The organism is Natronorubrum bangense (assembly GCF_004799645.1).
In the GTDB taxonomy this organism is placed as follows: Archaea; Halobacteriota; Halobacteria; order Halobacteriales; family Natrialbaceae; genus Natronorubrum; species Natronorubrum bangense.
Genome location: NZ_CP031305.1, coordinates 1,760,290 through 1,784,128 on the forward strand (window position 1 = coordinate 1,760,290; position 23,839 = coordinate 1,784,128).

Annotated in this window: 25 protein-coding genes; 12 read left to right on the plus strand and 13 right to left on the minus strand. The window is 62.7% G+C overall.

What is annotated here, in order from left to right; genetic code table 11:
• Nucleotides 1-9: 9 nt before the first annotated feature.
• From DV706_RS08790 to DV706_RS08805, 4 genes are all read right to left on the minus strand, one after another.
• Nucleotides 10-312, minus strand: coding sequence for a HalOD1 output domain-containing protein (locus DV706_RS08790; protein ID WP_006064998.1), 303 nt, complete (start codon nucleotides 310-312; stop codon nucleotides 10-12).
• Between the two features lie 140 nt (nucleotides 313-452).
• Nucleotides 453-1,331 (minus strand): carbohydrate kinase family protein, encoded by an 879-nt coding sequence (locus tag DV706_RS08795; protein WP_006064997.1) that lies wholly within the window; start codon nucleotides 1,329-1,331, stop codon nucleotides 453-455.
• A 37-nt stretch (nucleotides 1,332-1,368) separates the two neighbouring features.
• Nucleotides 1,369-2,190, minus strand: a complete 822-nt coding sequence (locus tag DV706_RS08800) for a DUF63 family protein (RefSeq protein WP_006064996.1) — start codon at nucleotides 2,188-2,190, stop codon at nucleotides 1,369-1,371.
• A gap of 134 nt (nucleotides 2,191-2,324) precedes the next feature.
• A complete protein-coding gene (locus tag DV706_RS08805; protein ID WP_006064995.1) occupies nucleotides 2,325-3,302 on the minus strand; it encodes a ribose 1,5-bisphosphate isomerase in 978 nt (325 codons plus the stop codon).
• Nucleotides 3,303-3,373: 71 nt separating this feature from the next.
• On the opposite strand from DV706_RS08805, the gene deoC reads away from it, so the two are divergent.
• Nucleotides 3,374-4,009, plus strand: a complete 636-nt coding sequence (gene deoC, locus DV706_RS08810; protein ID WP_006064994.1) for a deoxyribose-phosphate aldolase — start codon at nucleotides 3,374-3,376, stop codon at nucleotides 4,007-4,009.
• 5 nt (nucleotides 4,010-4,014) lie between these two features.
• Here deoC and DV706_RS08815 read toward each other — a convergent pair whose 3' ends face one another.
• A complete protein-coding gene (locus DV706_RS08815; protein WP_006064993.1) occupies nucleotides 4,015-5,208 on the minus strand; it encodes an NAD-binding protein in 1,194 nt (397 codons plus the stop codon).
• 201 nt (nucleotides 5,209-5,409) lie between these two features.
• On the opposite strand from DV706_RS08815, the gene DV706_RS08820 reads away from it, so the two are divergent.
• From DV706_RS08820 to DV706_RS08830, 3 genes are read left to right on the plus strand one after another with little or no spacing between them, the layout of a single operon-like run.
• Nucleotides 5,410-6,663 (plus strand): potassium transporter TrkA, encoded by a 1,254-nt coding sequence (locus tag DV706_RS08820; protein ID WP_193787979.1) that lies wholly within the window; start codon nucleotides 5,410-5,412, stop codon nucleotides 6,661-6,663.
• Nucleotides 6,660-7,862 carry a TrkA C-terminal domain-containing protein gene (locus tag DV706_RS08825; RefSeq protein ID WP_136350845.1) on the plus strand — a complete coding sequence of 401 codons (1,203 nt, stop codon included), beginning with the start codon at nucleotides 6,660-6,662 and terminating at the stop codon, nucleotides 7,860-7,862. Before DV706_RS08820 ends, DV706_RS08825 begins: the two co-directional genes overlap by 4 nt.
• Before the next feature lie 31 nt (nucleotides 7,863-7,893).
• A complete protein-coding gene (locus DV706_RS08830; RefSeq protein WP_006064990.1) occupies nucleotides 7,894-8,178 on the plus strand; it encodes a ubiquitin-like small modifier protein 1 in 285 nt (94 codons plus the stop codon).
• An 89-nt stretch (nucleotides 8,179-8,267) separates the two neighbouring features.
• Here DV706_RS08830 and DV706_RS08835 read toward each other — a convergent pair whose 3' ends face one another.
• From DV706_RS08835 to DV706_RS08845, 3 genes are all read right to left on the minus strand, one after another.
• On the minus strand, nucleotides 8,268-9,212 hold the full coding sequence (locus tag DV706_RS08835; RefSeq protein WP_006064989.1) for a GNAT family N-acetyltransferase: 945 nt from the start codon (nucleotides 9,210-9,212) through the stop codon (nucleotides 8,268-8,270).
• Nucleotides 9,213-9,295: 83 nt separating this feature from the next.
• Complete coding sequence (gene gatD / locus DV706_RS08840) at nucleotides 9,296-10,546, minus strand: Glu-tRNA(Gln) amidotransferase subunit GatD (RefSeq protein WP_006064988.1); 1,251 nt, start codon at nucleotides 10,544-10,546, stop codon at nucleotides 9,296-9,298.
• Between the two features lie 200 nt (nucleotides 10,547-10,746).
• Nucleotides 10,747-10,944, minus strand: coding sequence for a hypothetical protein (locus tag DV706_RS08845; protein ID WP_006064987.1), 198 nt, complete (start codon nucleotides 10,942-10,944; stop codon nucleotides 10,747-10,749).
• Nucleotides 10,945-11,063: 119 nt separating this feature from the next.
• On the opposite strand from DV706_RS08845, the gene DV706_RS08850 reads away from it, so the two are divergent.
• Nucleotides 11,064-11,648 carry a hypothetical protein gene (locus DV706_RS08850; RefSeq protein ID WP_049889666.1) on the plus strand — a complete coding sequence of 195 codons (585 nt, stop codon included), beginning with the start codon at nucleotides 11,064-11,066 and terminating at the stop codon, nucleotides 11,646-11,648.
• 214 nt (nucleotides 11,649-11,862) lie between these two features.
• Here DV706_RS08850 and DV706_RS08855 read toward each other — a convergent pair whose 3' ends face one another.
• Both DV706_RS08855 and DV706_RS08860 read right to left on the minus strand, forming a co-directional pair.
• Nucleotides 11,863-12,519 (minus strand): ArsR/SmtB family transcription factor, encoded by a 657-nt coding sequence (locus DV706_RS08855; protein WP_006064985.1) that lies wholly within the window; start codon nucleotides 12,517-12,519, stop codon nucleotides 11,863-11,865.
• A 156-nt stretch (nucleotides 12,520-12,675) separates the two neighbouring features.
• The gene (locus tag DV706_RS08860; protein WP_006064984.1) at nucleotides 12,676-13,416 is read right to left on the minus strand and encodes a hypothetical protein; all 741 of its coding nucleotides are present in this window, start codon (nucleotides 13,414-13,416) and stop codon (nucleotides 12,676-12,678) included.
• A 491-nt stretch (nucleotides 13,417-13,907) separates the two neighbouring features.
• Here DV706_RS08860 and DV706_RS08865 point away from each other — a divergent pair, with 491 nt between their 5' ends.
• The 5 genes from DV706_RS08865 to DV706_RS08885 all read left to right on the plus strand — a co-directional run bounded on the left by DV706_RS08865 (nucleotide 13,908) and on the right by DV706_RS08885 (nucleotide 18,350).
• Nucleotides 13,908-14,285 (plus strand): DUF5802 family protein, encoded by a 378-nt coding sequence (locus DV706_RS08865; protein WP_006064983.1) that lies wholly within the window; start codon nucleotides 13,908-13,910, stop codon nucleotides 14,283-14,285.
• Nucleotides 14,286-14,314: 29 nt separating this feature from the next.
• Nucleotides 14,315-15,250, plus strand: coding sequence for a Vms1/Ankzf1 family peptidyl-tRNA hydrolase (locus DV706_RS08870; protein WP_006064982.1), 936 nt, complete (start codon nucleotides 14,315-14,317; stop codon nucleotides 15,248-15,250).
• A 120-nt stretch (nucleotides 15,251-15,370) separates the two neighbouring features.
• Entirely contained in the window at nucleotides 15,371-16,387 is a 1,017-nt protein-coding gene (locus tag DV706_RS08875) for a DUF1611 domain-containing protein (protein ID WP_006064981.1), read from the plus strand.
• A complete protein-coding gene (locus DV706_RS08880; RefSeq protein WP_136350846.1) occupies nucleotides 16,384-17,424 on the plus strand; it encodes a dipeptide epimerase in 1,041 nt (346 codons plus the stop codon). Before DV706_RS08875 ends, DV706_RS08880 begins: the two co-directional genes overlap by 4 nt.
• Nucleotides 17,425-17,495: 71 nt before the next feature.
• Nucleotides 17,496-18,350 (plus strand): hypothetical protein, encoded by an 855-nt coding sequence (locus DV706_RS08885; protein WP_049889649.1) that lies wholly within the window; start codon nucleotides 17,496-17,498, stop codon nucleotides 18,348-18,350.
• A 97-nt stretch (nucleotides 18,351-18,447) separates the two neighbouring features.
• On the opposite strand, the gene DV706_RS08890 is transcribed toward DV706_RS08885, so the two are convergent.
• Entirely contained in the window at nucleotides 18,448-19,830 is a 1,383-nt protein-coding gene (locus DV706_RS08890) for an FAD-binding oxidoreductase (protein ID WP_006064979.1), read from the minus strand.
• 222 nt (nucleotides 19,831-20,052) lie between these two features.
• The gene (locus DV706_RS08895; RefSeq protein ID WP_006064978.1) at nucleotides 20,053-20,514 is read right to left on the minus strand and encodes an ATP-binding protein; all 462 of its coding nucleotides are present in this window, start codon (nucleotides 20,512-20,514) and stop codon (nucleotides 20,053-20,055) included.
• A gap of 119 nt (nucleotides 20,515-20,633) precedes the next feature.
• Between DV706_RS08895 and DV706_RS08900 the strand changes: the two genes are divergently transcribed.
• Complete coding sequence (locus DV706_RS08900) at nucleotides 20,634-20,978, plus strand: cupin domain-containing protein (RefSeq protein WP_006064977.1); 345 nt, start codon at nucleotides 20,634-20,636, stop codon at nucleotides 20,976-20,978.
• On the opposite strand, the gene DV706_RS08905 is transcribed toward DV706_RS08900, so the two are convergent.
• Complete coding sequence (locus tag DV706_RS08905) at nucleotides 20,975-22,000, minus strand: hypothetical protein (protein WP_136350848.1); 1,026 nt, start codon at nucleotides 21,998-22,000, stop codon at nucleotides 20,975-20,977. The genes DV706_RS08900 and DV706_RS08905 overlap by 4 nt on opposite strands.
• Before the next feature lie 197 nt (nucleotides 22,001-22,197).
• On the opposite strand from DV706_RS08905, the gene DV706_RS08910 reads away from it, so the two are divergent.
• Complete coding sequence (locus tag DV706_RS08910) at nucleotides 22,198-23,787, plus strand: HTTM domain-containing protein (RefSeq protein WP_006064975.1); 1,590 nt, start codon at nucleotides 22,198-22,200, stop codon at nucleotides 23,785-23,787.
• Nucleotides 23,788-23,839: the final 52 nt, after the last annotated feature.

Here is a 23,839-nt window from a genome sequence, read left to right on the forward strand (position 1 = left end):
TCCGCGCTGTCAGTTCATCTGACGCACGTCGATTCGTCCTGCCCGAACCGTCACCAGCACGTCTTCGACCGCGAACTCGATGGTCCCCGCTTCCCGGCGCCGCCCCGTTTGCGTGTCCGCAAAGAGGGCATCGAGTGCATCAGGGTCGATGTAATCGTACAGGCACGTATCGGTTTCCTCGACGCGCTCTCCGTGGTACTGTGCCAGCGCCGTTGCAACGGCGATACTTGGCGATTCCTCCGCACCTCGCTCGTACTGGATGTGGCGTTTAAACTCACACCCATGGGACTCCCTAATCCTTCCTTCCGTCATGTCTCTCCGTCACGTCTCCGTGACTCTCTACTCGAGTGGGCAACGGCGTCGTGTATATAACTACCGTCAGACAACGTCCGGTGAGAACCGCCAGACTGCGCCGGATTCGGCCAAAACCCATCATCGTAAATATGTGTTGGCTATGATCTGTCTGCGAGAAACGCGTCGACCTCGGCTCGCGTTGGCGCGCTCCGTGCGCCGTCTCGGCCGGCTGTGAGCGCTCCACAGGCGTTTGCGTACGCGAGTGCGTCCTCGAGGTCGCCATCCTCGAGTCGGGTTCGGAGAAAGCCCGCGGCGAACGCATCTCCTGCACCGGCCGTGTCGACGGGATCGATGTCGAACCCGGGATGAGTGTACGTTCCGTCGGGAGCCCAGAGTTCCGCGCCATCGCCGCCGGCAGTGACGACGACGATCCGTTCGTCGCCGTGTTCGATGACGTCTCCGGCTAGCGCGGTCGCCTCGCGCTCGGTGACAAACAGGATGTCAGCGGCCGAAACCGTCGCATCGTACTCGCGGTCGCCAACGCGACGACCGGGGTCGAAACTAACCGTCACGCCGGCCGCTGTCGCAATTTCGGCGATAGCCGCAGCGGTCTCGGGCTGCTGGCTCGTGAGATGAACGTGATCGGCCGTACGGATGCGTGGCGGCTCGAGGTCTGCCGGCTGGATGGCTTCGTTGACGCCGTCGGTGCCCAGTATCGAGACCTCGCCGGCGTCGTCGACGAGCAGATACTTGACGGCTGTTTCGGCTCCCTCGATGACACGCAGTCCCGACAGCGAGACCCCTGCGTCTTCGAGGTCGCGTCTGGCCAGCAGGCCGTTGTCATCGTCGCCAATGCTGCCGATCAGCCCGGTTTCGACCTCGAGGTCGGCGAGTGCGACAGCGACGTTTGCAGCACTCCCACCACCGGACTGGCGTTGAGAGCGGATCGTCGCCTCACCGTCGGCTTCGGGGAGGCGATCGACACGAAGCGTCACGTCCCAGTTGACGTGGCCAGCAGTGAGTACGGAGGGTCCCATTCGATGCTACAGCAAAACGGCGGGGGTCAAAAAAAGTCTAGGTGATGAGAAAGAGCAAGACGTTGTGTGTGCCCGGTCCGAGTCCGACTGCAGCGACCAGTGCGAGAAGCAGTCGGGCTTGCTGTGGCCGTTCCTCGACGTACTCTCTGAACAGCCCGAGAATGACCATCGCAAGGGCGACTTTCACGAGGATGAACAGCCAGCCAGCGCCGATGTACGCCTCGGTCGGCAGCGCTTCGCCGGCCTCGAGGAGCAGGCGCGAGAGGGGGACTTCCTCGCTGGCTCCGAGGATGTCGTAGCCGATCGCTGTCGAAACGCCGTCTAGGGTGTGCCCGAAAACGACGAGTGCGCCAGTGAGCCCTGTTGTCGCAGCGACGTCGGTAAACGAGAGACTGAGTGCGACCCAGGCGATCGCGGTTACGATGCCGGTGACGACGACGGCGATGACCGGCCAGAACGGGTCGATCGTTCCGCGCTCCCAGCCGATGTTGAACGCGATCATCGCGAAGACGGCGAAAAAGGCGGTGCCGGAGATGCCGACGAACCGCGAAATCGTCGATTGGAGGCCGCCGGCATACAGGAGACTCGCGATGATCCACGCGGCGCCGGCGACGACAGCCGTCACCAGATACACGCTTGGCGATGCGAACAACACTTCGATGTGGTCCGGATAGGCTTCGATCCGGTGGAGGACGTGCAACGTAGCGCCGAACATCATCCACGGCGCAAACGCCAGTACGGTTCGGTCGGTCACCGGTGGATCGAGTGCCCACAGCAGTGCAACAACTCCCGCCAGCACCACGAGTAACGGAACGAGGAGGTACCACGGCGGAAGCACGAACCCCTCGGGTAATACCATACAGGTATTGGCACAGACCAGCGACTAACAGTTTCCGATCGACAATGATTTTCGTGGATGAAATCTTCTCGCCGTCCGATTCGCCGACCGGCAGCGCCGTCGTGACAGTCGACGCGAGGAGTGGCCATGTGTCCCTACGGTTCCCACGGCTCGCCAGTCGTCTCGCCGAACAGCTCTCGCATCAGCGTCACGATGCTTTCGGGCGGGAACTGGCCGCGCTCGGTAACGATGGCGTCGACGTGCCGGGGTGGTGTGACGTCGAAGGCGGGGTTTTCGACGATGAGCCCATCGTCGTCGCGCTCACCAGTGATATCAGCCCGTTGGTCGTCCGCAAGGACCTCGGTTTCGTCGCGCATCTCGATTTCGACGGTGTGGCCCGTCATCGTGTCCGGATGGAGCTTGAGTGTTTGGGCAGCGACCATCACCGGCACACCTCGCTCGCGGGCGTTGACCGCCAGCCCGCTGGTCCCGATTTTGTTGATCACGCTCCCGTCGGCGGCGATGCTGTCGGCGCCGACCAGCACGTGATCTGCCTCGTCGAGATATCGGCGAGCCGCGTTGTCGACGATCAGTGTCACCGGCACCCCCCACTCGCGTAGCTGTTGGGCCGTAATGTGTCCCTGCTTTCGCGGACGCGTCTCCTTGACGATCGCCTCGATCTCCTTGCCGTCCTCGAGGGCGGCCTCGAGACACGAGAGGGCGTCCGTCGAGTGACAGTGAGTCATGACGACATCACCGTCGCGGAGTCGGTTCGAACCGACCTCGCCCAGTCGTTGCTGTGCCTGTGCCAGTTCCGCTCGGAACTCCTCGGCGCGGGCGATCGTCGTGGCTCGCAGCTCCGTGACTGTCTCGCCGTCCATCCCGCGAAGCACGTACCGAAGCGCGTTCGGCAGGCTCACTGCAGTCGGTCGAGTCTCGTAGAGCGTTTCTGCGGCGGCTCGCAGCTGGCGCTCGAACGCCGCTGGCTGCGTTGTCTCGGCTCGCTCTGCCTGTGTCGCAAGCGCCTTCGCGGCCGCATCAGCGATCGTCGCCGCCCCTCGAGTTCGCATCGCAGCGATGTCGTCAGCAGTCGCCACGACAGCTGGATCGACGTCGGGCTGGCGGTTTTCCATGTGGATACGATGCATGCCAGCAGGCAAAAGTGATCGGGCGGGTTTTTGCCCGTTCGACGACTCGTTCCCGTATGAACCGCAGCGAACTCGCTCCCGTAATCGATCACACCGTTCTCGGTCCCGAAACCACACCTGCTGACGTCCGGCAGGTCCTCGAGGAGGCCCGCGAGCACGGGATGAACGCCTGCATCCCACCCTATGCCCTCGAGCTGGCAACCGAGTATGCACCTGAGGTCACGCTCGTCACCGTTATCGGATTCCCACACGGGCAGAACGACCACGATGTGAAACGGCGGGAAGGCGTCCTCGCCTGGAAGGCTGGCGCGGACGAACTCGATGTCGTCATCAACGTCGGTCGGTTGCAAGCAGGCGAGGACGACGCCGTCAGAGCCGAACTCGCCGAGCTCGTCGCCGCGGTGCCGATCCCGGTCAAAGTGATCCTCGAGACCGCACTGTTGACCGACGCCGAGATCGAACGGGCCTGTGAAGCTGCCGTTGCAGCCGACGCTGCGATGGTCAAGACGTCAACGGGCTTTGCCGATGGCGGGGCGACGATCCCAGACGTCGAGCGCATGCGCGAGTATCTGCCCGTCAAGGCAAGCGGCGGAATCAGCAGCTACGACGAGGCGATCGCTATGCTCGAGGCCGGTGCAACACGGATCGGTGCCTCGAGCGGGGTCGAGATTCTCGACGGTGCGCCAGAGTAGCACGCTCAGCGTGACTGCTGGTCACCGTCGATAAGCTGCTGGATCAGGTCGCTGTCGTCGCTGCCGAGTGCCGACCGCACCAGCAGGTGGCCGCCCAGCACGGAGGGGCTGATCACCGAATCCGCACCGGCGTGCTCGAGCTTCCGGGTATTCTCGCGATCAGTTGCGGCGGCGACGATGCGAGTGTCAGGCGCGAGCTGGCGTGCGGTGATGATCGCAAGTGCGTCTTCGGCGTCACGGTTGGTCGCGACGAGGATCGCGCTCGCACGGTCGATTTTCCCCCGTTGTAACGGCTCCTCGTCGCTTGGGTTGGCAGTGATCACTGCGATCCCGCGATCGGTCAGTTCCGGTGCGACTTCGCGGTTGTTCGTCACGACGACGAACTCTCGGCCGCTGCTCGCGAGTTCGTCGACGATCGGTTCCGTCAGTTCGCCGTAGCCGAGGACGAGGATGTGTTCCTCGAGCAGTTCGAGTTGTGAGTCGGTCATCTTTCCGAGTGTTTTCGTGATTCTCGTCTGAATTGCCGGGCCGACGAGTGCCCCGATCGCGATACCGAAACTGGCCACGCCGAGGACGACGACGGACATCGTAAACAGCATTGCTTCGTGCGTCTCCGGGCCGATGTCGCCGTAACCAACGGTGCTCGAGGTGATCAGCGTAAAATAGAAGGCGTCGAGGATGTTCTCGATCCCGTCGAAATCTTCCCGAAGCGCGTAGGCGCCGAAGGTGCCGTAGGCCTGGACACCGACGAGTGCGCCGCCGGCCGCGAGCTGTGTCGTGGTCAGCGCCAATTCCTGATCGAACCGCTTGCGGGTAAACAGGAGAAACGGAACCGAGAGCAGCGAGAGGACGACGAGCGGTAGCGAGTACTGGCTTACCTGCAACAGCCCCTGAACCGCCGTTACGGGCATGAGGATCAGCGTCGCCCACCAGCCGGCTCGCAGTCCCCGGCGCAAAGCGAGTGCGCTGCCGACCATTAGAAACCCGGTCAACGCGCCAGTGAAGCCGACCGCCTGCTGGACGGCATCGGGGACCATTCCGACGAGCGGCCCCTCGGCGACGGTGTCCTGACTGATGTGGATCACGCCCGTGGCCACCGAGAGGAGTGCGACGATCAGCGCAAGTCCGACAGCTGCACGGACCGTCACCATCCGTTTCCAGTTGTCCGGGAGCCGCTCGAGCAGGGCCTCACCGACCATACACCGGGTCGGAGACGGCATTAGTTAACCCCTCCGTCTCGGGATGAATCTGCGGTTGTCGATCCTCGACTATCGCGGTCACTGTCGACAAACGCCTTTCGGCTACAGCCACCCTGCTCGCTTGCCACCGCTCTCGGGCGGTCAATCCTGCGACGGGCTGCCCGCGTCGGTACTCCTTTATCATTCCCGGGCCTGTCGCCCATAATGACACTTCCGGTCGAGATACTGCTCGGGCTCTATCTCGGACTCCTGACCGGCATCGTTCCCGCCTTCGTCGCCGGTTCGCTCGGCTTTCTCGTCCGCTACTTTACCGGTGTTACCCTCCCTGGGTTCGGTGTCGTCGTTCTGGCGCTCTCAATCGCTAGCGTGCAGGGAGGTTTACTCGGCCTCGTCGAGCCCGACATCGCCCAATCGCCGCGGCTCCTGGTCGCCGTCCTCGTCGTACTCATGCTTGCACTGTATGCCCACAATCAGGGCGACAAACTCGGCGCTGAACTTCCCCGCCGGCTCTCGCTAACCTCGATTCGCCAGCGAACGCTGTCGGCCGACGTCGTCGAACTCGTCGGCACGATGGGACAGGTCACGGTCCGACCAACCGGAGAGATCCGCGATATGGAGGGGTATCCGCCACTGCCGCCGGTTCTCCGGGGAACACTAAAAAACGGATCGTGGAAACTGCCCGCCGATATCCCGCTCTCGGAGCTCGAGCTCCGACTCGAGGAACGCCTGCGCACGGATCACGATCTGGCCGACATCGATGTGACGATCGACGAGCAGGCGCGGGCAACGATCACTGCGGCACCGCCGTCGGGCGGACTCTCGCGGCGCGTTCCCGAGGGCCAACGCGCTGTCACGATCGCAACGCTGGTGCCGACGGGGGTCGCCCGCGGGGACGAGGTACTCGTCCGGACAGGTGAGCGAACGATCACTGGAACGGTACTGAGCGCTGGAACCGAAATCGACGCAGAACAGGCCGACACGGCGACCACCAAGCCACCAACCGAAGACGGAACAACCGCGCTTCCCGACGGCGAACCCGAATCGGACCCGGAACCAACCGAACGATCGACTGCATCGACTGCCGGCGGCGTCGGCCGTGTGACCATTGCCGTCGCCCGCCGAGCGGTCACATCGCTACTCGAGGCGGAGTCACCACGACTCGTCGTCCGATCGCGAGGCACGAGCCAGGAGTTCGAGGCTTTCGCGCTGATCAGACGGTCCGGGTACGTGATCCGACGGCTCACTGTCGGCTCGACCGATGCGGTCGACGATCCGGCGTCGGAGACAGACGTGACAATGCTTGCCGTCCGCCGTCAGGGGAGTGAGACGGGTGGCCGTCGCCACGGCTGGGTGTTCGGACCCGGCATCGAACGCGCACTCGAGAGCGGTGACGAGGTGTTCATCGCGGGGCCGGAAGCAGCGATCGACGAGTTCGTGGCGGTGATCGGTCGATGAGTGACCCTCTCGTCGGCCAGCTGATCACCTCGGAGACGCTGCTGGACGCGATCATCCGTCTTCTCGGCTTTAGTTTCCTCGCGGCTGGGACCGGCGCAGGCGTTGCGTTCGTCTTTCGCTGGTACAGTGCCGAGGAGATTCCCGAAGGTATCGCCATCTTGCTTGGGGTTTCGACGGTCGCGCTCTGGCTGAACACCAAGTCGGCACTCCAGCAGGCGATCATCGGCGATACGGGAATGCTCGAGCCCGCGACCGCCGTCTACACCGTCGGCGCGTTCGTCGCAAGTGCGATCGCTGCCGACGGCGGCCGTCGGCTGGGCGACTACCTCGCAACGGACGTCTTCTCGATGACGGCACCCCAGACGATGACCGAAGTCGGGCAACTGGTCCGTTCGGCCGGCCGCGTCGTCAGCGTCGACCTTCCCGAGACGATCGCGGACGTCGATGGCTACGACTCCGTCGACGACTCGACGAAAACCGAACTGGCGGGCCAGACGATGCTCCTCCCACGGCGACTCTCCATCGAGCAACGTCGAACGCGGCTGCTCGACCGCCTCAAACACGATTACGGGATCGGTCACGCCGACGTCGAATTCGCGGCCGACGGGACGATCGAGTATCTCGCGGTCGGGAGCCGTCCAGCGGGGATCGGCCCGACGCTCGCACCGGGCAGTGTCGCCGTTGCGATCCGTGCCGACCCTGCACCCGATGCCAGCCCCGGCGATGCCGTTCGGATCTGGTGTCGCGAGGGTGACTCGCTTCGCCGGGTGGCCGGTGGCGAACTTCGTGGCGTCGCAGGTGACGTCGCAACCGTCGCTGTCGACTCTGACGACGCTCGGCGCCTCGAGGCCGACGACACGTATCGGCTCGTGACGCTCCCGCGAAGCCCCGGGACGGAACGAGAGCTCGTCTCCGTGCTTCGAGCGGCACCCGAGACCGTGATCACGCGGCCGATCACAGCCGGCGACGCGCTCGACGGAGCAACTATCGACTCGCTCCCAGTGCTCGTTATCGCCATCGACCGCGGCGGCTTGGATGAGAGCGGCCAGCTCGCACTGCCAGCGGGCGAGACCCGACTCGAGGCTGGCGACGTCGCCTACGTGCTGGGCCGACCGGAGGCCCTGCGTCGGCTTGCCGAGCTGGAACGCGAGGACCGATCGGGCGAGCCGTCGCCGACAGCACATCCCCAGGAGCGGTAGCTACTTGCCTCCGGCACCGATACCGCCACGTATGTCCACGGAATGGAAGCTCTTTGCTGACCTCGCCGAACATGCGGGCGACAAACACGTCACCGTCGACGCGGCTGCCGGTGATACCGTTGGTGACGCCCTCGAGGACCTCCTCGACGACCGTCCCGCTCTCGAGGAGCGCGTCCTCGACGACGACGGCGAGTTGCGATCCCAGATCAACGTGCTTCGGAACGGAACCAACGTCTTAGTCGAGGCGAAGGGTCTCGAGACGGAACTCGAGGGTGACGACGAGCTGGCGCTGTTCCCACCGGTTAGCGGCGGGTAGCTGACCTCGAGTCGTCAAACGGGCTTTCGTCCGTCAGTGTCGTGCATCCGCGACGCGTGCGAGATCACAACCCGAGACGGCGGACCGTCTCAGTGGGCTGTGAGATCGATTCCAAGGACGAAGTCCGGCTCTTCGGCGAGTTCGACTCCCGCGTAAGCGGCGTCGCTGACCGAACGAGCAGTCTCGGGGATCAGAACGCGCGTCTGATCAGCCCCACAGGCGGCAGCGTCGCGGGCAATCGCCGCGAACAGCGAGCGCCCAGCCGTGGCGTCGTCCCACGCACCGACGCCGTACTCGGCCCACGTTTCAGTGCTCGAGTCGCCCGACTCGTCCTCGACGTCCCGCTCGAACGTTCGTGAGCGGTAGGCCGCGCCTGCAAGTCCGTCCTCGCTCTCGACTGCGAAGACGGCCGTCTCGTCCGCGAACCGTTCGAAATCGTCGCGTGTGATCTCTCTGATCGCCCACGACTCCTCCGGGGCAAGCCCGAGTCCCGAGAGCTGGGTGCGAGTGTCGCTGTGGGTCCAGTAACGCCACGCGGCTGTCGGATCGCTCGAGACTGACTGTGGCCCCTCGGCGTCCGAGTCGGGGGTTGGATGGGCGAACCGAAACTCGGTGATCGGCTCGTAGCCGCTGGCTCGCGCTGCACCGACCGAGACCGTGTTCCACGAGAAGATCATCACACGAGCGACCGTGGCCCCCTGCGCTCGTGCCCACTCGAAGCAGGCCTCATTGAGTCGGTGGCTGACACCCCGTCCCCGGTAGTCGGCCGCGACGCGAATGCCCTGAAACCAGGCCTCGTCGGGTGTGAGCATTACCGCCTGCACGATGCCTACGGCCTCGCCCTCGACCGCCGCGAGGAACGTTTTCTTGCCCGTCTCGTCGTCGGCCTCGAGCCAGTCGTGGTAGATGTCGGGAATGTAGTCACCGCCGCGGTCAGCCCAGATGTCGCTTGTAAAGCCGACGACAGCGTCGTAATCGTCGTGAGTCGCGCGGCGAATCTCGAGGTCGAGAGCAGCGTCTGTCGCGTCGCTCATAACCCGATCGTTCGGGCCGTAGCAGAAAAGGCCTCCCCCTCAGTCAGCGCGTGGTTCGCCAACAGCGACGAACAGCGAGTCGATTACTCCCAGGGAACCGAGCGCTGTTGAATCTCGCCGGCCAGTGACGTGCTCATCGCTTCTTCGACGTCCTCGCTGTGCTCGAGTGCCCACATCAGTTTCACTTTCGCCGTCCCGGGGAGGGTGTCGCCGGCTTCGACGACGCCGGCCTCGAGTAAGTCCCGACCCGTATCGTAAACGCGGTCACAGACCCGCCCCTCGAGACATTGGCTGGTCATGACGACCGTCGTGCCGTCGTCAACGAGTGCTTCGATCCGGGGAATAAGATCGGTGTGGACGTGGCCGAGGCCGGTGCCCTCGATGATCAGGCCTGCCGAGCCCTCGACGACGTCGAGGAACGCGGGATCCATCCCGGGCGTGAACTTCAGTAGTTCGACGTCGCTCTCGAGGGCCGTGGCTCGCTCGAGGTCGACGGCGTCTCGTTGCTGGTACGCTCGCCGGAATTCGATCGCTTCGCTCTCGTAATCCACTTCGCCCAGCGGCTCCGCCCCGACGGTCTCGAAGGCGTTTCGGCGCGAGGTGTGGTTTTTCCGGACCCGCGTGCCGCGGTGGAGTGCACAGACATCGTCGCTTTCGGTCCCGTGCATACAGACCAGCACCTCCGCGCAGTCGCTTTTCGCGGCTTCGACGGCCGAAACGGCGTTCATGACGTTATCGGAAGAAGGCCGGTCGGCCGATCGCTGGGAGCCCGTAAAGACGATCGGCACCGGCGTCTCGAGCATAAAGGAGAGCGCAGCAGCCGAGTACTGCATCGTGTCAGTGCCGTGCATGACGACGACGCCGTCGGCCCCGGCTTCGATCTCCTCGGCGACGGCATCAGCGAGCTCCTGCCAGAGCGGCGGTTCCATGTTCTCCGACAGAATGTTGGCGACGACTCTCCCGCGGTAGTTCGCTCGTCCCGCCAGATCCGGCACCGCCCGCAGGACGTCCTCGGCGTCGAACTGTGCCGTCACGGCACCCGTACGGTAGTCGACGGTCGAGGCAATCGTGCCCCCTGTCGAGATCAGCGAAATCGTCGGCAGGTCGTCGTTGAACTCGATCTCCGAGGCGCCGTCGTCGCTCGTCGCATCGGTGCCGTCGATCTCGTAGACGTCCGCTGCGAGCAGTTCGACGTCGGCCTCGGCGCGGTCGATACCGATGTTGTAGCCGCCCTCGAGTTTCACGACGAGATGCTCGTCGGTGCTCGAGGGGAGTAACACGCCTTCGTACGTGCGATCCGCGCGGTCGACGCGAACGCGATCGCCTGGATTCATGGGTGGGCGTTGCGCGGCATCGGACTTGAAGGCACGCTTTCTGTGGCCAGTGGCTCCAGCGGCGACTCGAGCGCGTCTGCCAGGGGTCATGCGGGTGGTCGGACAGAGCGACGTGCAGATCGAGTCTGCCACTGCGACCATCGCCGTCGTGATGACCATGCGTTCGTGACTGGCTGTCTCTCGAGTGCCGTCTACCGGTCTCAGCCGAACAGACCGAGCAGGACCAGGCCCAGTCCGGCCAGGAGAAGGATGCCGGCGATCATCGCGGTCAGAAGCTGTAGCGAGGACTCGGCGTCGTCGGGCAACTCGAGTCGTGGATAGAGGCGGCGGGCGGCGACCAACACTCCAATTCCCAAGGCGAGTGCGCTGGCGCCGAACGCCAACAACTCGGCGTTCATCGATCACTGGTACCGGTTCCGTCGTGAAAAAACGGGAGCCTCGTGTCGGCTGTCGAACACGGTGGCGGACTCGAATCGGCAGGGAAAAGCCCATGCTCTCGGCGACGCAACGCTTTCGTATGAGCGACCGCTCGGACGAGGTGACTGAGAGCCGCGACACCGAGGATCTCCTCGAGGAGACGGATCGACTGCTCTCGGATGCTGGCCTCGAGTCCGGTGGTGACGAGTCGTCGGCATCGGCTGATCGGCTGTCTGATACGAGTGCTGATCTGTCGACCGAGTCGACCCACGAGATTCCGTCCGACGACACGAAAACGGATTCCTCGCGGCTCGAAGGGGTCCGATCGTGGCTCTCGGCCGACTCCTATTTTTCACCGCGGGCGTTTTTCGCGTTCGTTCTCCTCATCGGCGCTGGGCTGCTCGCTGGTGGGACGACGATCCCGATCGCTGGACGGATCATCGGCATCCTTGGCGTCGCGTTTGCTGTCGGGTTGCTGACGTCCAGACGGCGTTATCTCGAGTTGACGGCTGCCGGGACCACGGTCGGTGGGATGTCTGCGGTGGCCAGTAACGCGTTTCTCGCCGCCGCCGGCTCGTTCCAGACCGTTGTCGCCGTTGGCGTTGCCGTCGGACTGGTCGCCTCGCTCGTCGGCTACTACTTCGGTCGCGACTTGCGAAACGGGTTGACCCGCGAGATTCCTTGATATTGTGCCGTCGTCCTTCGACGGCGCGTCTCCCCGTCCTCAAAAAGCGATGCGTTTCGGTTGTGGTTCGAGATGTTGTACGTCTCCTCCTCACGAAAGACGGACGTCTTTCGAACGACAGCGAGAGCTCTGCTCTCGCCATGCCCGTGAACAGCGAGGCATTGTGCCTGCTTGCTCGGAAGGCTGTCCGACGGCTGTCAGTGGCGTTTGACCGCTACTCCGACGTCAGTTCCCAGCCACGCTCGGCTCGGCGAACGATTCCCTCGTCAGCCATCGACTCGAGCAGTTCGGCGACGACTTCTCGAGGGGCCTCGACGTCATTGCTGAGTTCACCCACCGACTTCGGTTCCGTTCGAATACTTGCCAGTACGTCAGCGTAGATCCGACTTTCGGGTCCGGTACCAGCGGTTTCGGAAATCTGGTCGAGTACGTCACAGAGTTGACCCTGCACCCACCGTTGGGCCAGCGAGAGTTCGTTTTCGAGTTGCTCTAACTCCTCGAGTGCACGCAACAGGCCGTCGAGGTCGTCCATCTCGTCGGGAAAGACGTCGAGTGTGAGATGCCGCCAGGACGTGATATCGAGGCTACTGTTTGCAGGGTAGGCGCTCTTGCTCGCAAAGCCATACGGCGAGACGTTGACCTCGAGACGGACGTGACGGGCGATATGAAAGTATTTCCGGCGCTGATCGTCGACGCGACTCTCGATCAACCCCGCGTCCTCGAGTTTTCGAAGGTGTTCGATGACTGCCTTGGGACTCACGCCGAGATAGTCGGATATTTCAGTGACATAACAGGGTTTGCGGGCGAGAAGCCGGAGAATACGCCTCCGGTTTTCGTTTCCCAACAAATCCAGCAGTTCGGCGGAATCCATCATGAGATGGTTGGGAGTCGTCGCTGAAAAGAGTGTCTGCTCGCCACTACCGTTTTCGCCCAGTTCAGGGCCGTTACCGTCTCACAGAGCCGTCAGATGCCGACGTGGGTGACAGACTGGTGGTTCTTCCGAACGGCTCAGGTGTCGGTGTGCGGGCTACTGTCCGGAGCCAGCCTCAGTTTCTGAGCCGGGACTCGAGTCGGCATCCGAGCCGTTTGCCGGCGGTGCAGTGTCAGATTCCTGCTCTGAATCCGAACTGGCTCCTGGTGTCTCCGCCGGTGGGCCGGCTTCGGCTCCCGTGGTTGCATTCGACTCGTTGCCTGGTGTCTCCGCCGGTGGGCCGGAGCCGTTGGATGGGCCACCGCCAGCGAGACTCCGTGCGAACTCGGACACTTCGGGGCCGGTCAACGCTGATGCGTTTGCCTGAAGGTGAGCAACCCGGTCGCCAACACCGGCCTCGTCAGCCCGGTGTTCGATCTGTCCTGCTGATCGGTCGAGCGACTGAATTTCGACAGTGAGTCGCGTCATCCGCGCCTGATACTCCCCGGAGTGGAGGTCGTCCTGTTGATCACGAAGCGCTTCGCGTTCAGCCTCGAGCGCCTCGAGTTTGTCCTCGAGATCGGCCGTTCGATCGTGGACGAGAGCTGTCTGACTGTCGTTGTCTGCAGCGCTATACTTCGCTTCGAACATCCCGTCGTCAACCGCGTTTTCAGTCTCGGCTGCACTGGACTGCATAAACATCGACACGGAGGTGTTTGTCGCCGAGTCGGTGGTTTCGGTCTCGGTTGTCGTCTCATCTGTTAACACTCCTGCGACGGCACCGCTTGCAATGGGGGCGATCATCAACCCAACGGTGGCGACCAACACGAGGAGTGCAACCGACCGAGTGGTGGTCATTACCCGTTCTGTACTTTCGAACATACTAAAAAGACAGACCTTCGTTTAAACCGTTCAATCGGTCCACGACTGTTGAAAATCCGTTCGAAGCGTTTACACCAGCTTCACTCACGCTCACGGAAGTCCAACCGGTGCCTGAACCTCGAGTGTGGGGCCGGTGTAAGCGAGTCGATCCTATAGTAACAACTGCAACGATTTACACACTGATCGCACAGCCGTCGTGCGATCAGGTGTGCATTGACTTGCAGTGGCTACTATACCACTGCGTTGGAGACCAGCGATGGCCCTCGCCAACGCTCTCACCTCGTGATCATCGTTCACAGTGGCTGTTTAACCGTTCATAAAATGCTTGTTCGACGCGCAACGGCCTCGAGAGCCGAATACGTGTCTCGTTGTGTCCGAATCCTGTACCGATCTTCTGCCCTGATAGTCCTCCAACTTAACTCTGTTCGAAAATAGTTATATCTCGCCATCCCTTGGTATGACATACCATGTTCGAGGTGTTTTCGCGGAGCTACTATCTCGGACGACTCTACGTGACCCCAACCGACGGGGATCACGCCCTCATGGATAGCAAGCAACATGAACGACTAAACGAGGAGCTCTATGCACGCGGTGACGGCATCGAACGGCTCGATACGCCACTGGTGATGAAACTCGAGTCCCAGCACTTCTCGGTTCATGGAAACGATGCCGTCCCGACGAACACGCTTGCCCTCCCCGAACCGGTACTTGAGGGAACTGACGTTCGAAACCCGCCCTCGCTTCGTGAGGTGTTGCTTGCCCGCCGCGAACGCGCCCAGCAGTTGCTCGCGTTCACTGGCGACTGGTCGGGTCCCGGAAACGACCTGCCGGACGCCGGAACCTAGAAGTATTTTCGCTTCGCCTGTTCAGTCAGATGCTCGATGAGTTGCTCGGCCGCGCCTCGCTGAAAGCGCGTATCGACGAACTCGAGGAAGAAAACGAGCGCCTGCAAAAGCGCTACGAGGCCGAATCCGACCGCCGTGCGGAGGCTGCCACGGCCAGACAGGACGTCGAAGCGGAGGTGAACCGACTCGAGGACCGCATCGCCCAGCTCGAAGGCGAACTCGAGCGGGTGAGCGACGACGAGACGGGACTCGAGGTGCGCCGCCGTGAACAGCTTCGCGGCAGCCGACTTGCCGAGGTGGTCGATCGACTTACCTCGTTTCAGACGGGTCCCGAAGGCGCGTTGACGGCAGTCGTCGGCGACGACGGCCTCGCGGGGCTTCGAGACGAGGTCGACGTCGACCTCGAGGATGCCCTCGGCGAGCGAGTCGCACTTGTCGATGACGCCACCCCCTGCGTGGTGTGTGCTGACGATGCTGGCCTCATTAGCGTCACGCTCGAGCCGCCGGTGCATCTCGACGGTGACCACCGGGTCGGCTGGGGAGATCAGTTCGCACTCGAACGCGAGTGGTTCCTGCCGACCGGCCGCTATGCGCTTGCGCTCGTGCGGGCCGATCTGTTCGCGCTTGGGATCTACGACGGCGACGAGCGCGTCGACTATCGCGGGTTCGACAGCGACGTCAAAGGCAGTCACTCGAAAGGCGGCTTCTCGCAGGCTCGGTTCGAACGCATCCGCGACGATCAGATCGACGACCACCTCGAGCGCTGTGTAGACGCTCTCGAGTACGTCCCCGACGACGTTGAGCGCCTGTTTGTCGTCGGCCAGCGCGGCGTCGTCGGCACGCTCGTCGACGACGCCGGCCTCGAGCCCGCGGGCACTGCGGCTGTCGATGCGACCGGTGATCCGAAACCCGCACTCGAGGATGCTCACCGGTCGTTCTGGACGACGGATCTGCGAGTGCTCTGAGGCTGGCACGCGTCAGGAGATTCCTCGAGGACTGGTGTGATGAGCGTCGCGGGAGCCGACTACCGGCTGCCATTCTCTTGTGATCTGTACGGTTAAATAGGCCGTCGACAATGCTCGAGTATGCGCGTCGCAATTCTCGCACACGAGAAGTTCCCCGACCGGGCCAAAACCGCACTGGGCGTCCTCCGCTATGCCGACTACGACGCCGTCGCTGTCCTCGACCGCGAGACGGCAGGCCAACGCGTCAACGACTTCGTCCCGGACGTCCAGGATGCACCAATTCGTGAATCGATGGCCGACCTCGAGGCCGACGAGGTCGACGCCCTGCTGATCGGTATCGCGCCGATCGGGGGCGGCTTCGAGGAGAGCTGGCGTGCGGACGTCCGCACGGCCCTCGAGCGTGGCTGTGACGTTATTTCGGGACTGCACTACTTCCTCGCCGAGGACGAGGAGTTCGTCCAGCTCGCCGCCGACAACGACTGTGAGCTTCGAGACGTCCGAAAACCGAGCGACGACCTGACGGTCAGTCAGGGTGTCGCCGACGAGGTCGACGCCGAAGTTATCCTCACCGTCGGTACCGACTGCTCGGTCGGGAAGATGACTGTCTCGATGGAACTCGCCCGTGACGCTCGCGAGGCCGGCTACGACGCTGCCGTAATCCCGACTGGCCAGACGGGGATCATGATCGAGGGCTGGGGGAACCCGATCGATCGGGTCGTCAGCGACTTCACCGCGGGGGCCGTCGAGGAAATGATTCTCGAGAAAGGTGACGAGCACGACTACCTCTTCGTCGAAGGGCAGGGGAGCATCGTCCACCCGGCTTACTCCGCCGTGACCTGCGGCATCCTCCACGGCGCGATGGCGGACAAACTCGTGCTCTGTCACGACGCCGGCCGCGAGGTCGTCCACGGCTACGAGTCGTTCCCGCTTCCCGACCTCTCGACGTATATCGATCTCTACGAGAGCCTCGCCGCGCCCGTCGCCGACAGCGAGATTGTTGCCGGCGCGCTCAACACGTCCGACCTCGAGGGCGACGAAGCCCGTAAGGCGGTTGATGAGTACGCCGACGCGATCGACGTTCCTGCGACCGACGTCGTTCGGTTCGACAGCGAGACGGTCCTCGACGCCCTGCTATGACTCTTGAAACATCGTTCGAACGGCGCTCGCTCCCGCTCGAGTACCCGTTTACGATCGCTCGTGGGACACAGACCGAATCGGAAGTCGTGACGGTTCACGTCGAAGACGAAGACGGACGGGTCGGCATCGGCGGCGCAGGGCCGGCTCCACATTACGGTGAAACGCCGGCCACCGTCGAAGCCGTCCTGCCGGACCTGCTCGCCGTCGTCGAAGCGGTCGACGACCCGCACAACCTCGCGCGGATCGAACGCCGCATGCGCGAGACGGTCGAGCGCAACCCGGCCGCCCGAACTGCGGTCAGCATCGCCTGCCACGATCTCGCGGCGAAACGCCTCGACGTTCCACTTTATCAGTACTGGGGACTCGACCCCGCCGACACGCTCGAGACCTCCTACACCATCGGAATCGACGATACGGAGTCGATGCGCGAGAAGACGGAGACGGCACTCGAGCGCGGCTACGGCCGCCTGAAGGTCAAACTCGGCACGGATCGAGATATCGAGATCATCCGCACGATCCGATCGGTCGCCCCCGACGTCGACCTCTTCGTCGACGCCAACGAGGCCTGGGCCCCTCGCGAGGCGGTCCGGAAGATCGAGCGACTGACCGAGTTCGACCTCGAGTTCGTCGAACAGCCCGTGCCCGCCGAGAATCGCGAGGGACTGCGATTCGTCTACGAGCGCTCTGCGCTGCCAATCGCTGCCGACGAATCCTGCGTGACCCTCGAGGATATCCCACAGATCGCGGATCGGTGTGACATCGCGAACCTGAAACTGATGAAATGTGGCGGTCTTCGGGAAGCGAAACGGATGATCCACACCGCCCGCGCCCACGGCCTCGAGGTCATGTGTGGCTGTATGACCGAGTCCAACGCCTCTATTGCGGCGGCTGCCCATCTCGCACCGCTGCTCGACTACGCCGACCTCGACGGCTCGCTGTTGCTCGCCGACGACCCCTACGACGGCGTCCCGATGCCGGACGGTCGGATCGACCTCGTGGGTCTCGAGCGAGCAGGCACCGGCGCGGTCCTCGAGTAGTCGCGCAGCTGGACAGTCACCCCACCTATCAACAGGGGTTTATCAGCGTCGTTGGTGTGGAGAGTGGTCGTATGGACGACAGTAACGACCATCGATACGTGTCGCGTCGGTCTCTCTTGCGGGCCTCAGCAGGGGTGGTCACTATTACAGCAGTTGGAACAGGACAGGCGAGTGCGGAGGAACCCGTCTCGCACAGTTGGTTCGACAGTCGCTGTCCCGACGCAACGCTCGAGCCGAGTATGGGCCACTGCGTGGATAGTGGGATGGCTGGCTGTGCGGACGACCATCCAGCGACGGTCGAACTGCGGGCGGCGGTCCAGGAGACGCTCGAGGAGCAGTATTCAGATGCGGGCGCGCTGGTCGAGGCAGGATTTAAACCGTACTTCGACACGCTCGACCGGGATGCCGACGGCTGGTCACACTGGATCAACCCGGAATACGTCGGCGACGACGCCGTTCTCGACCCCGAACGACCGGAATCAGTGCTCGTCGACAACGAGACGTGGCGCTCGATCGGAGTTATGTTCATCGCGACGCGAGACGGCGAGTCGATCGAGCCGCCGGCAGTCTACGGCGACGACACCGAGGATCTGTGTTCACCCTGGCACTACCACGCCGGCCTCCCCGGCCGATTCGCATGGTGGTACTACCGGCAGGCCTACGAACGCGATTTCGAAGACGGCGACGTAACACTGCCCTGTCGGACGCCCTGTATGATGCACGTCTGGACGGTCGACCACCCCGAGGGTGTCTACGCCCACGACGGGCCGCCGCGGGAGTATCGGGATCAAGAGCCTGCTGACGACCCCGGCTTCGAAACCGGTGCCAAACCCGGTACCGACACCCTCGACTGGGACGCGCTCCCGAGCGACCTCGTTCCCGAACAGCGCCCTGACGAGCTTGCGGCGCTGACTCCCGGGTTGTAGTTCCCCTCGACGTTTGAGTCCTCGCGCTCGAAGCGTCGCGGTCGCGTCGTCACTGTAGACCGACGAGCTGCGAGTGGATCGATACCTCTGACGTGACTCATTGTGCTGGCTTGATGTTCTGGTTCACGTTGAAGAAATTATCCGGATCGTACGTCGCCTTGATCTCTTGCAGCCGCTCGTAGTTGTCGGCGTAGGTGGCTTGTATCCGGTCCTGTCCTTCATCCATCATGAAGTTAACGTACGAGCCACCTGCCGTGTGGGGGTGGACTGCTTCCCAGTAGTCGCGGGCCCAGTCCGTGATCAGGTCTCGAGTTGCAGGGTCCGAATCGACACCCGCAATGACCATAGACCAGGTAGCGTCACGGTGTCCCCAGGCAGTGTCGTGCTCGTCGACGCGGTGGACAGCACCATCGATCGGATAGAGGTGCATCGTCGATTTCGGCGTCGGAACCTCCCCAAAGCGCAGGTGTTCGGCGATGGCGTCGTCGGTCAGTTCGTGGACGAAGTCGCCCTTCCAGTACCACTGGTCGCCCGATGGGTAGAGATCGTCGAACATACTCTGCAGCGCTGGATACGGAATCGGATCGATGTGTTCGAACAGCGGCTCGGCAACATCTCGTGCCGGTTGGATCACGTCCGCGGCCTGGTCTTCCGGTCCCAGATAACACCAAAGGAGTCCACAAACTTTCTCCCCGTGGATCTCTTCAGGGAAGGGATCTCCCGGGACCTCGGCGACCAGGTAGAAGGCGTAGACGTCATCTGGTGTGTCTGGGAGCCACTCACGGTACCAGCGCATCGTCTCCTCGAGTTCGTCGATCGGCCAGAACAGCGGGCCGGCGACGACCGTTTCGACGGGATGTAACTGGAACTCGAAGGACGTGACCACGCCGAAGTTGCCGCCTCCGCCGCATAGCGCCCAGAACAGGTCCTCGTTCTCGTCCTCACTCGCGCTAACCAGGCGACCGTCGGCCAGCACGACGTCTACGCTCACCAGATTATCGATGGTCAGGCCGTATTTGCGGGTCAGATAGCCGTGGCCGCCGCCCAGGGTCAGCCCGCCGACGCCGGTCGTGGAGACGACCCCGCTGACCGTTGCCAATCCGAAGGCGTGAGTGGCGTGATCAACGTCGCCCCAGGTACAGCCGGGTTCGACGCGGACGGTCTTGGCTTCAGGCTCGACGCGGATGCCGGTCATGTTCGACAGATCGATGACCAGTCCGTCGTCAACCGAGGACAGTCCGGCTCCGTTGTGACCGCCGCTGCGGATCGCCGTTTCGAGATCGTGTTCGCGACCGAACGTTACGGCTGTGAGTACATCTGCGACGTCAGCGCACCGAGCGATTAGCCGCGGATGCTTGTCGATCATTGCGTTGTATATCGTACGCGCGTCGTCGAACTCGGGGTCATCGGGGCGGATCAACTCGCCTCGGTGCGTTCCCTCCAACTGCTCGAGCGCCACGTCGCCGTCTGTTGTCGTCATGGATTATTTTCTCTCGTTTTCCGTTCTGGAGCACAGCTATTTCGCCTCAGTAACCCGCGTCGTGTCACCGAGTCAAAGAAAGTCCCACTGCAGAAGCAAAGTAACTAGCCGGTGACAGCCTGGCAGCTACTGACTGCTGTGCAACCGATGCATGAGGACCACTGCCTGCAAGCGACCGACCGATTGCGCGAGAACGGTTCGATACCACGCTCTCTCTCTCTCTCACGTCTCGTCCGCGAACCAGCCCCACGCCTCGAGGGCACGCTCGAGGCGACCGACAGCTGTCTCGACGTCACAGTCGTCGGTATCGATCTCGAGGGCAGCGTCGGGCTCGGCGAACTCTCGGTAGACGACGTGGACACCCTGCTCGTCGATCGGGTCGGCCCGCGATCGGTTCCGCTCGAGGCAGGTCTCGAGGCTCGCGGTGACGTGGACGAACCGAACGTCCTCGAGGGTGTCAAACTGGGTCTGCCATCGGCGCTTGTAGAAGGTGCCGTCGACGATAGTGAGTGCGTCTTCGGGGTCGGCGCGTGCCCGTTCGTACAGTTGTTCGTAGGTCCGACTCGAGAACTCGTCGGAGTGATGGAGCCGAACGGGTTCGCTGCGGACCTCGAGTCGCTCGGCGAGCGCTGTCGCGATCGTGGTTTTGCCCGCACCGGGTGGCCCGCAGATGACGAGGATCACGCACCGATCACGAGCGCTGGTAGGGGCTGGGGATAAAACAGTCGTCGGGTTCGACTGCGGACAGCGTGGGTGGATTCCAGTACCCTATCGGTTTCACAGTCGCGTTCGAACGTTGAGGTATGGGCTACGATACCGCGACCAAGACCGATCCGGAGTCAGTCGTTCCCGAAGAGTGGGGTGGGATGTGGTTTCTCAAAGACGAACTCGAAACTGACCATCTCGGAATTTCGATCCTCGAACTCGAGCCCGGCGGCAAGGGCAAAGCACACGACGAGACCCACACCGGTCAGGAGGAGATATATTACGTCGTCAGCGGGAGCGCCGAAATCGAGTTGGTCGACCGGGACGAGACGGTGGCGCTCGAGACAGACGACCTGATCCGACTCGATCCGGACGAGCCACGACAGATTTTCAATCGCGGCGACGAGCGCGCGAAACTCGTGTTAGTCGGCGCACCACGCTAGCCGAGATCCTCGTCGCGTTCGGACTCCCGGAGAATAAAGGGCCCCATCGCGAGGGTTCGCTTTGCGATAGTCGCGATTCGGAGAATGTACGCAATGAAAATCACGAACGGCGAAAGTCCGACGACGAAGCCGGCGCTCGCCACCCAGACGAGGTTGTCGATACCGAACGTCGTGCCGAGCAGGGCGTTGCCGTCGATGTACATGATCATGAGTCCCATTACGGTCAACGCTGGAATTGAGATGTACAGCAGCGCTCGTGAGAGGTTGATCAGTTCCCACTGGAAGTACAGCGTCTTGAAATGCTCGCGGGCCGGTCCGAACAGTTTCAACGTCTCGATCATGTGATCGAGCTTCTCGTTTGCCTCGTCGGAAAGCGAGTCTTCGTGGTCGGATCTGATCTTGCGTGCATCGTAGATCTTCCGTGAGTAGTTGAAATTAAGCGCGTTCCAGATCACCTCGAAGGTACCAAACTGGGCGTTTTCGAGGTTTTTCTTGACGGTCTCAGCGTTTCCGGTGGCGTCCTCGACGTAGTCGCTGATCTTCTTTCGGAGCTCCTCGTCGCGTTCGTCTTGCATCACGTCCTCGAGTTCGGTTGCTCGCTCGTGGACGCCGTTGACGAGTTCGTAGAGGAAGGCGGCGGGCTCGGGTGAACTCACATCCTCTTTGACCGTCTCTTCGACGTCCTGTCGAAACGCCATCGCCTCCTGCATCCGGTTGCGCTGATCGCCGACCGCGCCGAGTTCCTGTGAGAGCACCAGCTGGTTGAGCGTGACGACGATCGATGTGCCGGTGATGATCGCGCCGATAAACGCCGAAAAAAGGAACTCGATGCCGTCCTGGTTGTCGACGATCACACGCAATGGCGTGAGGTCGATCACACTGAACGCGACGAGGACGACGTACACGATCCCGAGGATGATGCCCGTAAACGCCCAGCGGTTCAGTCGCAACAGGAGCCACAGACGGGCCCCACCGAGTCTCGCCTGCCTATCTGACTCATCAGCTGACTCTACATCGCTCATCGACTGCCACAGACGACACTGCCAGTTGATAAAATACCTCGGCCGGGAGACGACGGTCCCACCGCCGATACTGGTTGAGCGAAGTCACTCCCACACGTCACGGGACTCCCCCAACGACCGTCGGCAGATCGGTTGGCACTCGCTCGAGCACGTTGTAACAAGAAGACATATGCTCGTTCTGTGAACGTTTCTAACAGATGAAGGGGGCGAACGTGATCGACCCGTCCAAGACGGTCCGAAGTCTGTATGCTGCTTTGCGGGCGCGTGTACGGATCGACACACGGACGCTGGCTGTGTTCCGTCTCGGCGTCGCGATGTTGATCCTCGCCGATCTGTTTCTCCGTGCACGGAACTTCTCGCTGTTTTATACGGACCAGGGTGTCGTTCCCCAGTCGCTTGCAACGGAAGCTGCACCGGTCGACGTGTGGTCGGTCTATTTCGTTTCGACGGAGCCAGCGGTGACCGCGGCGTTGTTCGTCTTGCAGGGGCTGCTCGCGGTGCAGTTGCTCGTGGGCTACAGAACCAGGATCGCGACGGTTCTCTCGCTCGTGTTCGTCGTCTCGCTCGATCTGCGGAACCCGCTCGTGTTGAGCTATGCCGACGTGCTGTTCTGGTGGCTGCTGTTCTGGGCGATCTTCCTCCCGCTTGACGAACGGTGGTCGATCGACGCCGTCCACGCTGACCGCCAACCGAGAGACGCCGTTGCAAACCCCGCATCTGCACTGATCCTACTGCAGATGATCACGATGTACGTCGTCAACGGCTATCACAAATCACAGTCCGAACTGTGGACGAGCGGCGAGGCAGCCATCCTCGTGCTCGGACTCGACGACATGACGTTTCTACTCGCCGATCTCGTCGGTTCGGTCCCGTCGCTGCTGCAGTACGGTGGGCTAGCGTGGTACTACATGCTGCTGTTCTCGTGGCTGCTCGTGCTCGCTCGTGGGCGCACACGGACAGCTCTCGTCTCGCTGTTCATGCTCGCACACCTCTCATTTGCCGTTACAGTCCGGATCGGCGCATTTGCTTTCGTCGCAATCGCTGGCCTGTGTCTGTTCTTGCAGTCGTCGTTCTGGAACGACCTCGAGGCGCTCTCGAAGCGGATTGGTGTGCCAGCCGCTGCTGACAGCGCCTATCGCTCGAGACTGGATGCGATCGCGACCTCGGTTCCACGATGGCGACTCGGGATCGATACCAGCGCGTGGATCCCACGAGAGCCACGCAAAATCGCGGTCACAGTAGCCGTTGCCGTCTTCACACTGGTCGCGCTCGTTTCGATCCTCTCGGCTGGCGGCCTCGTCGACGACGACGCCGCGTCGATCGATGGGGCAGAACGCGGTGTGGCTGCGTTCGTCGATCATCAAACCGAATGGAGCATTTTCGCGCCAACTCCCAGAACGTCGGCCAGATACTACGTGTTCCCGGCGGAAACCGAAGCGGGTGACCAGGTCGACGTCTACAACGATCGGCCGCTGACATACGAGCGACCAGACGGCGAACTCCAGAAACAGTATGACACGTATCGAGAGCGGTTTTATATGAATAGTGTCAGCGCTGCAGCGCCACCTGACGCGCCGACTGAGCTGGCCGAGCACATCTGCACAGAGTGGAACACAGCACGAAGTGACGAGCTCACACACGTGAACATGTATCTTGTCGAAGAAACCGTGACCCTCGAGACGGCCCAGACGCCCGCAGAGCGTGACAGCACGGCGAGACAGTTCTACACACACGGCTGTGGCGACAACGAGCCAAAAGACGTTGGGCCACCATCGGCGCTCGAGTAGCGACGACCGCCACGTCGTGGCCCCAACTGCCGTTTCACGGACTGGCCCGCCA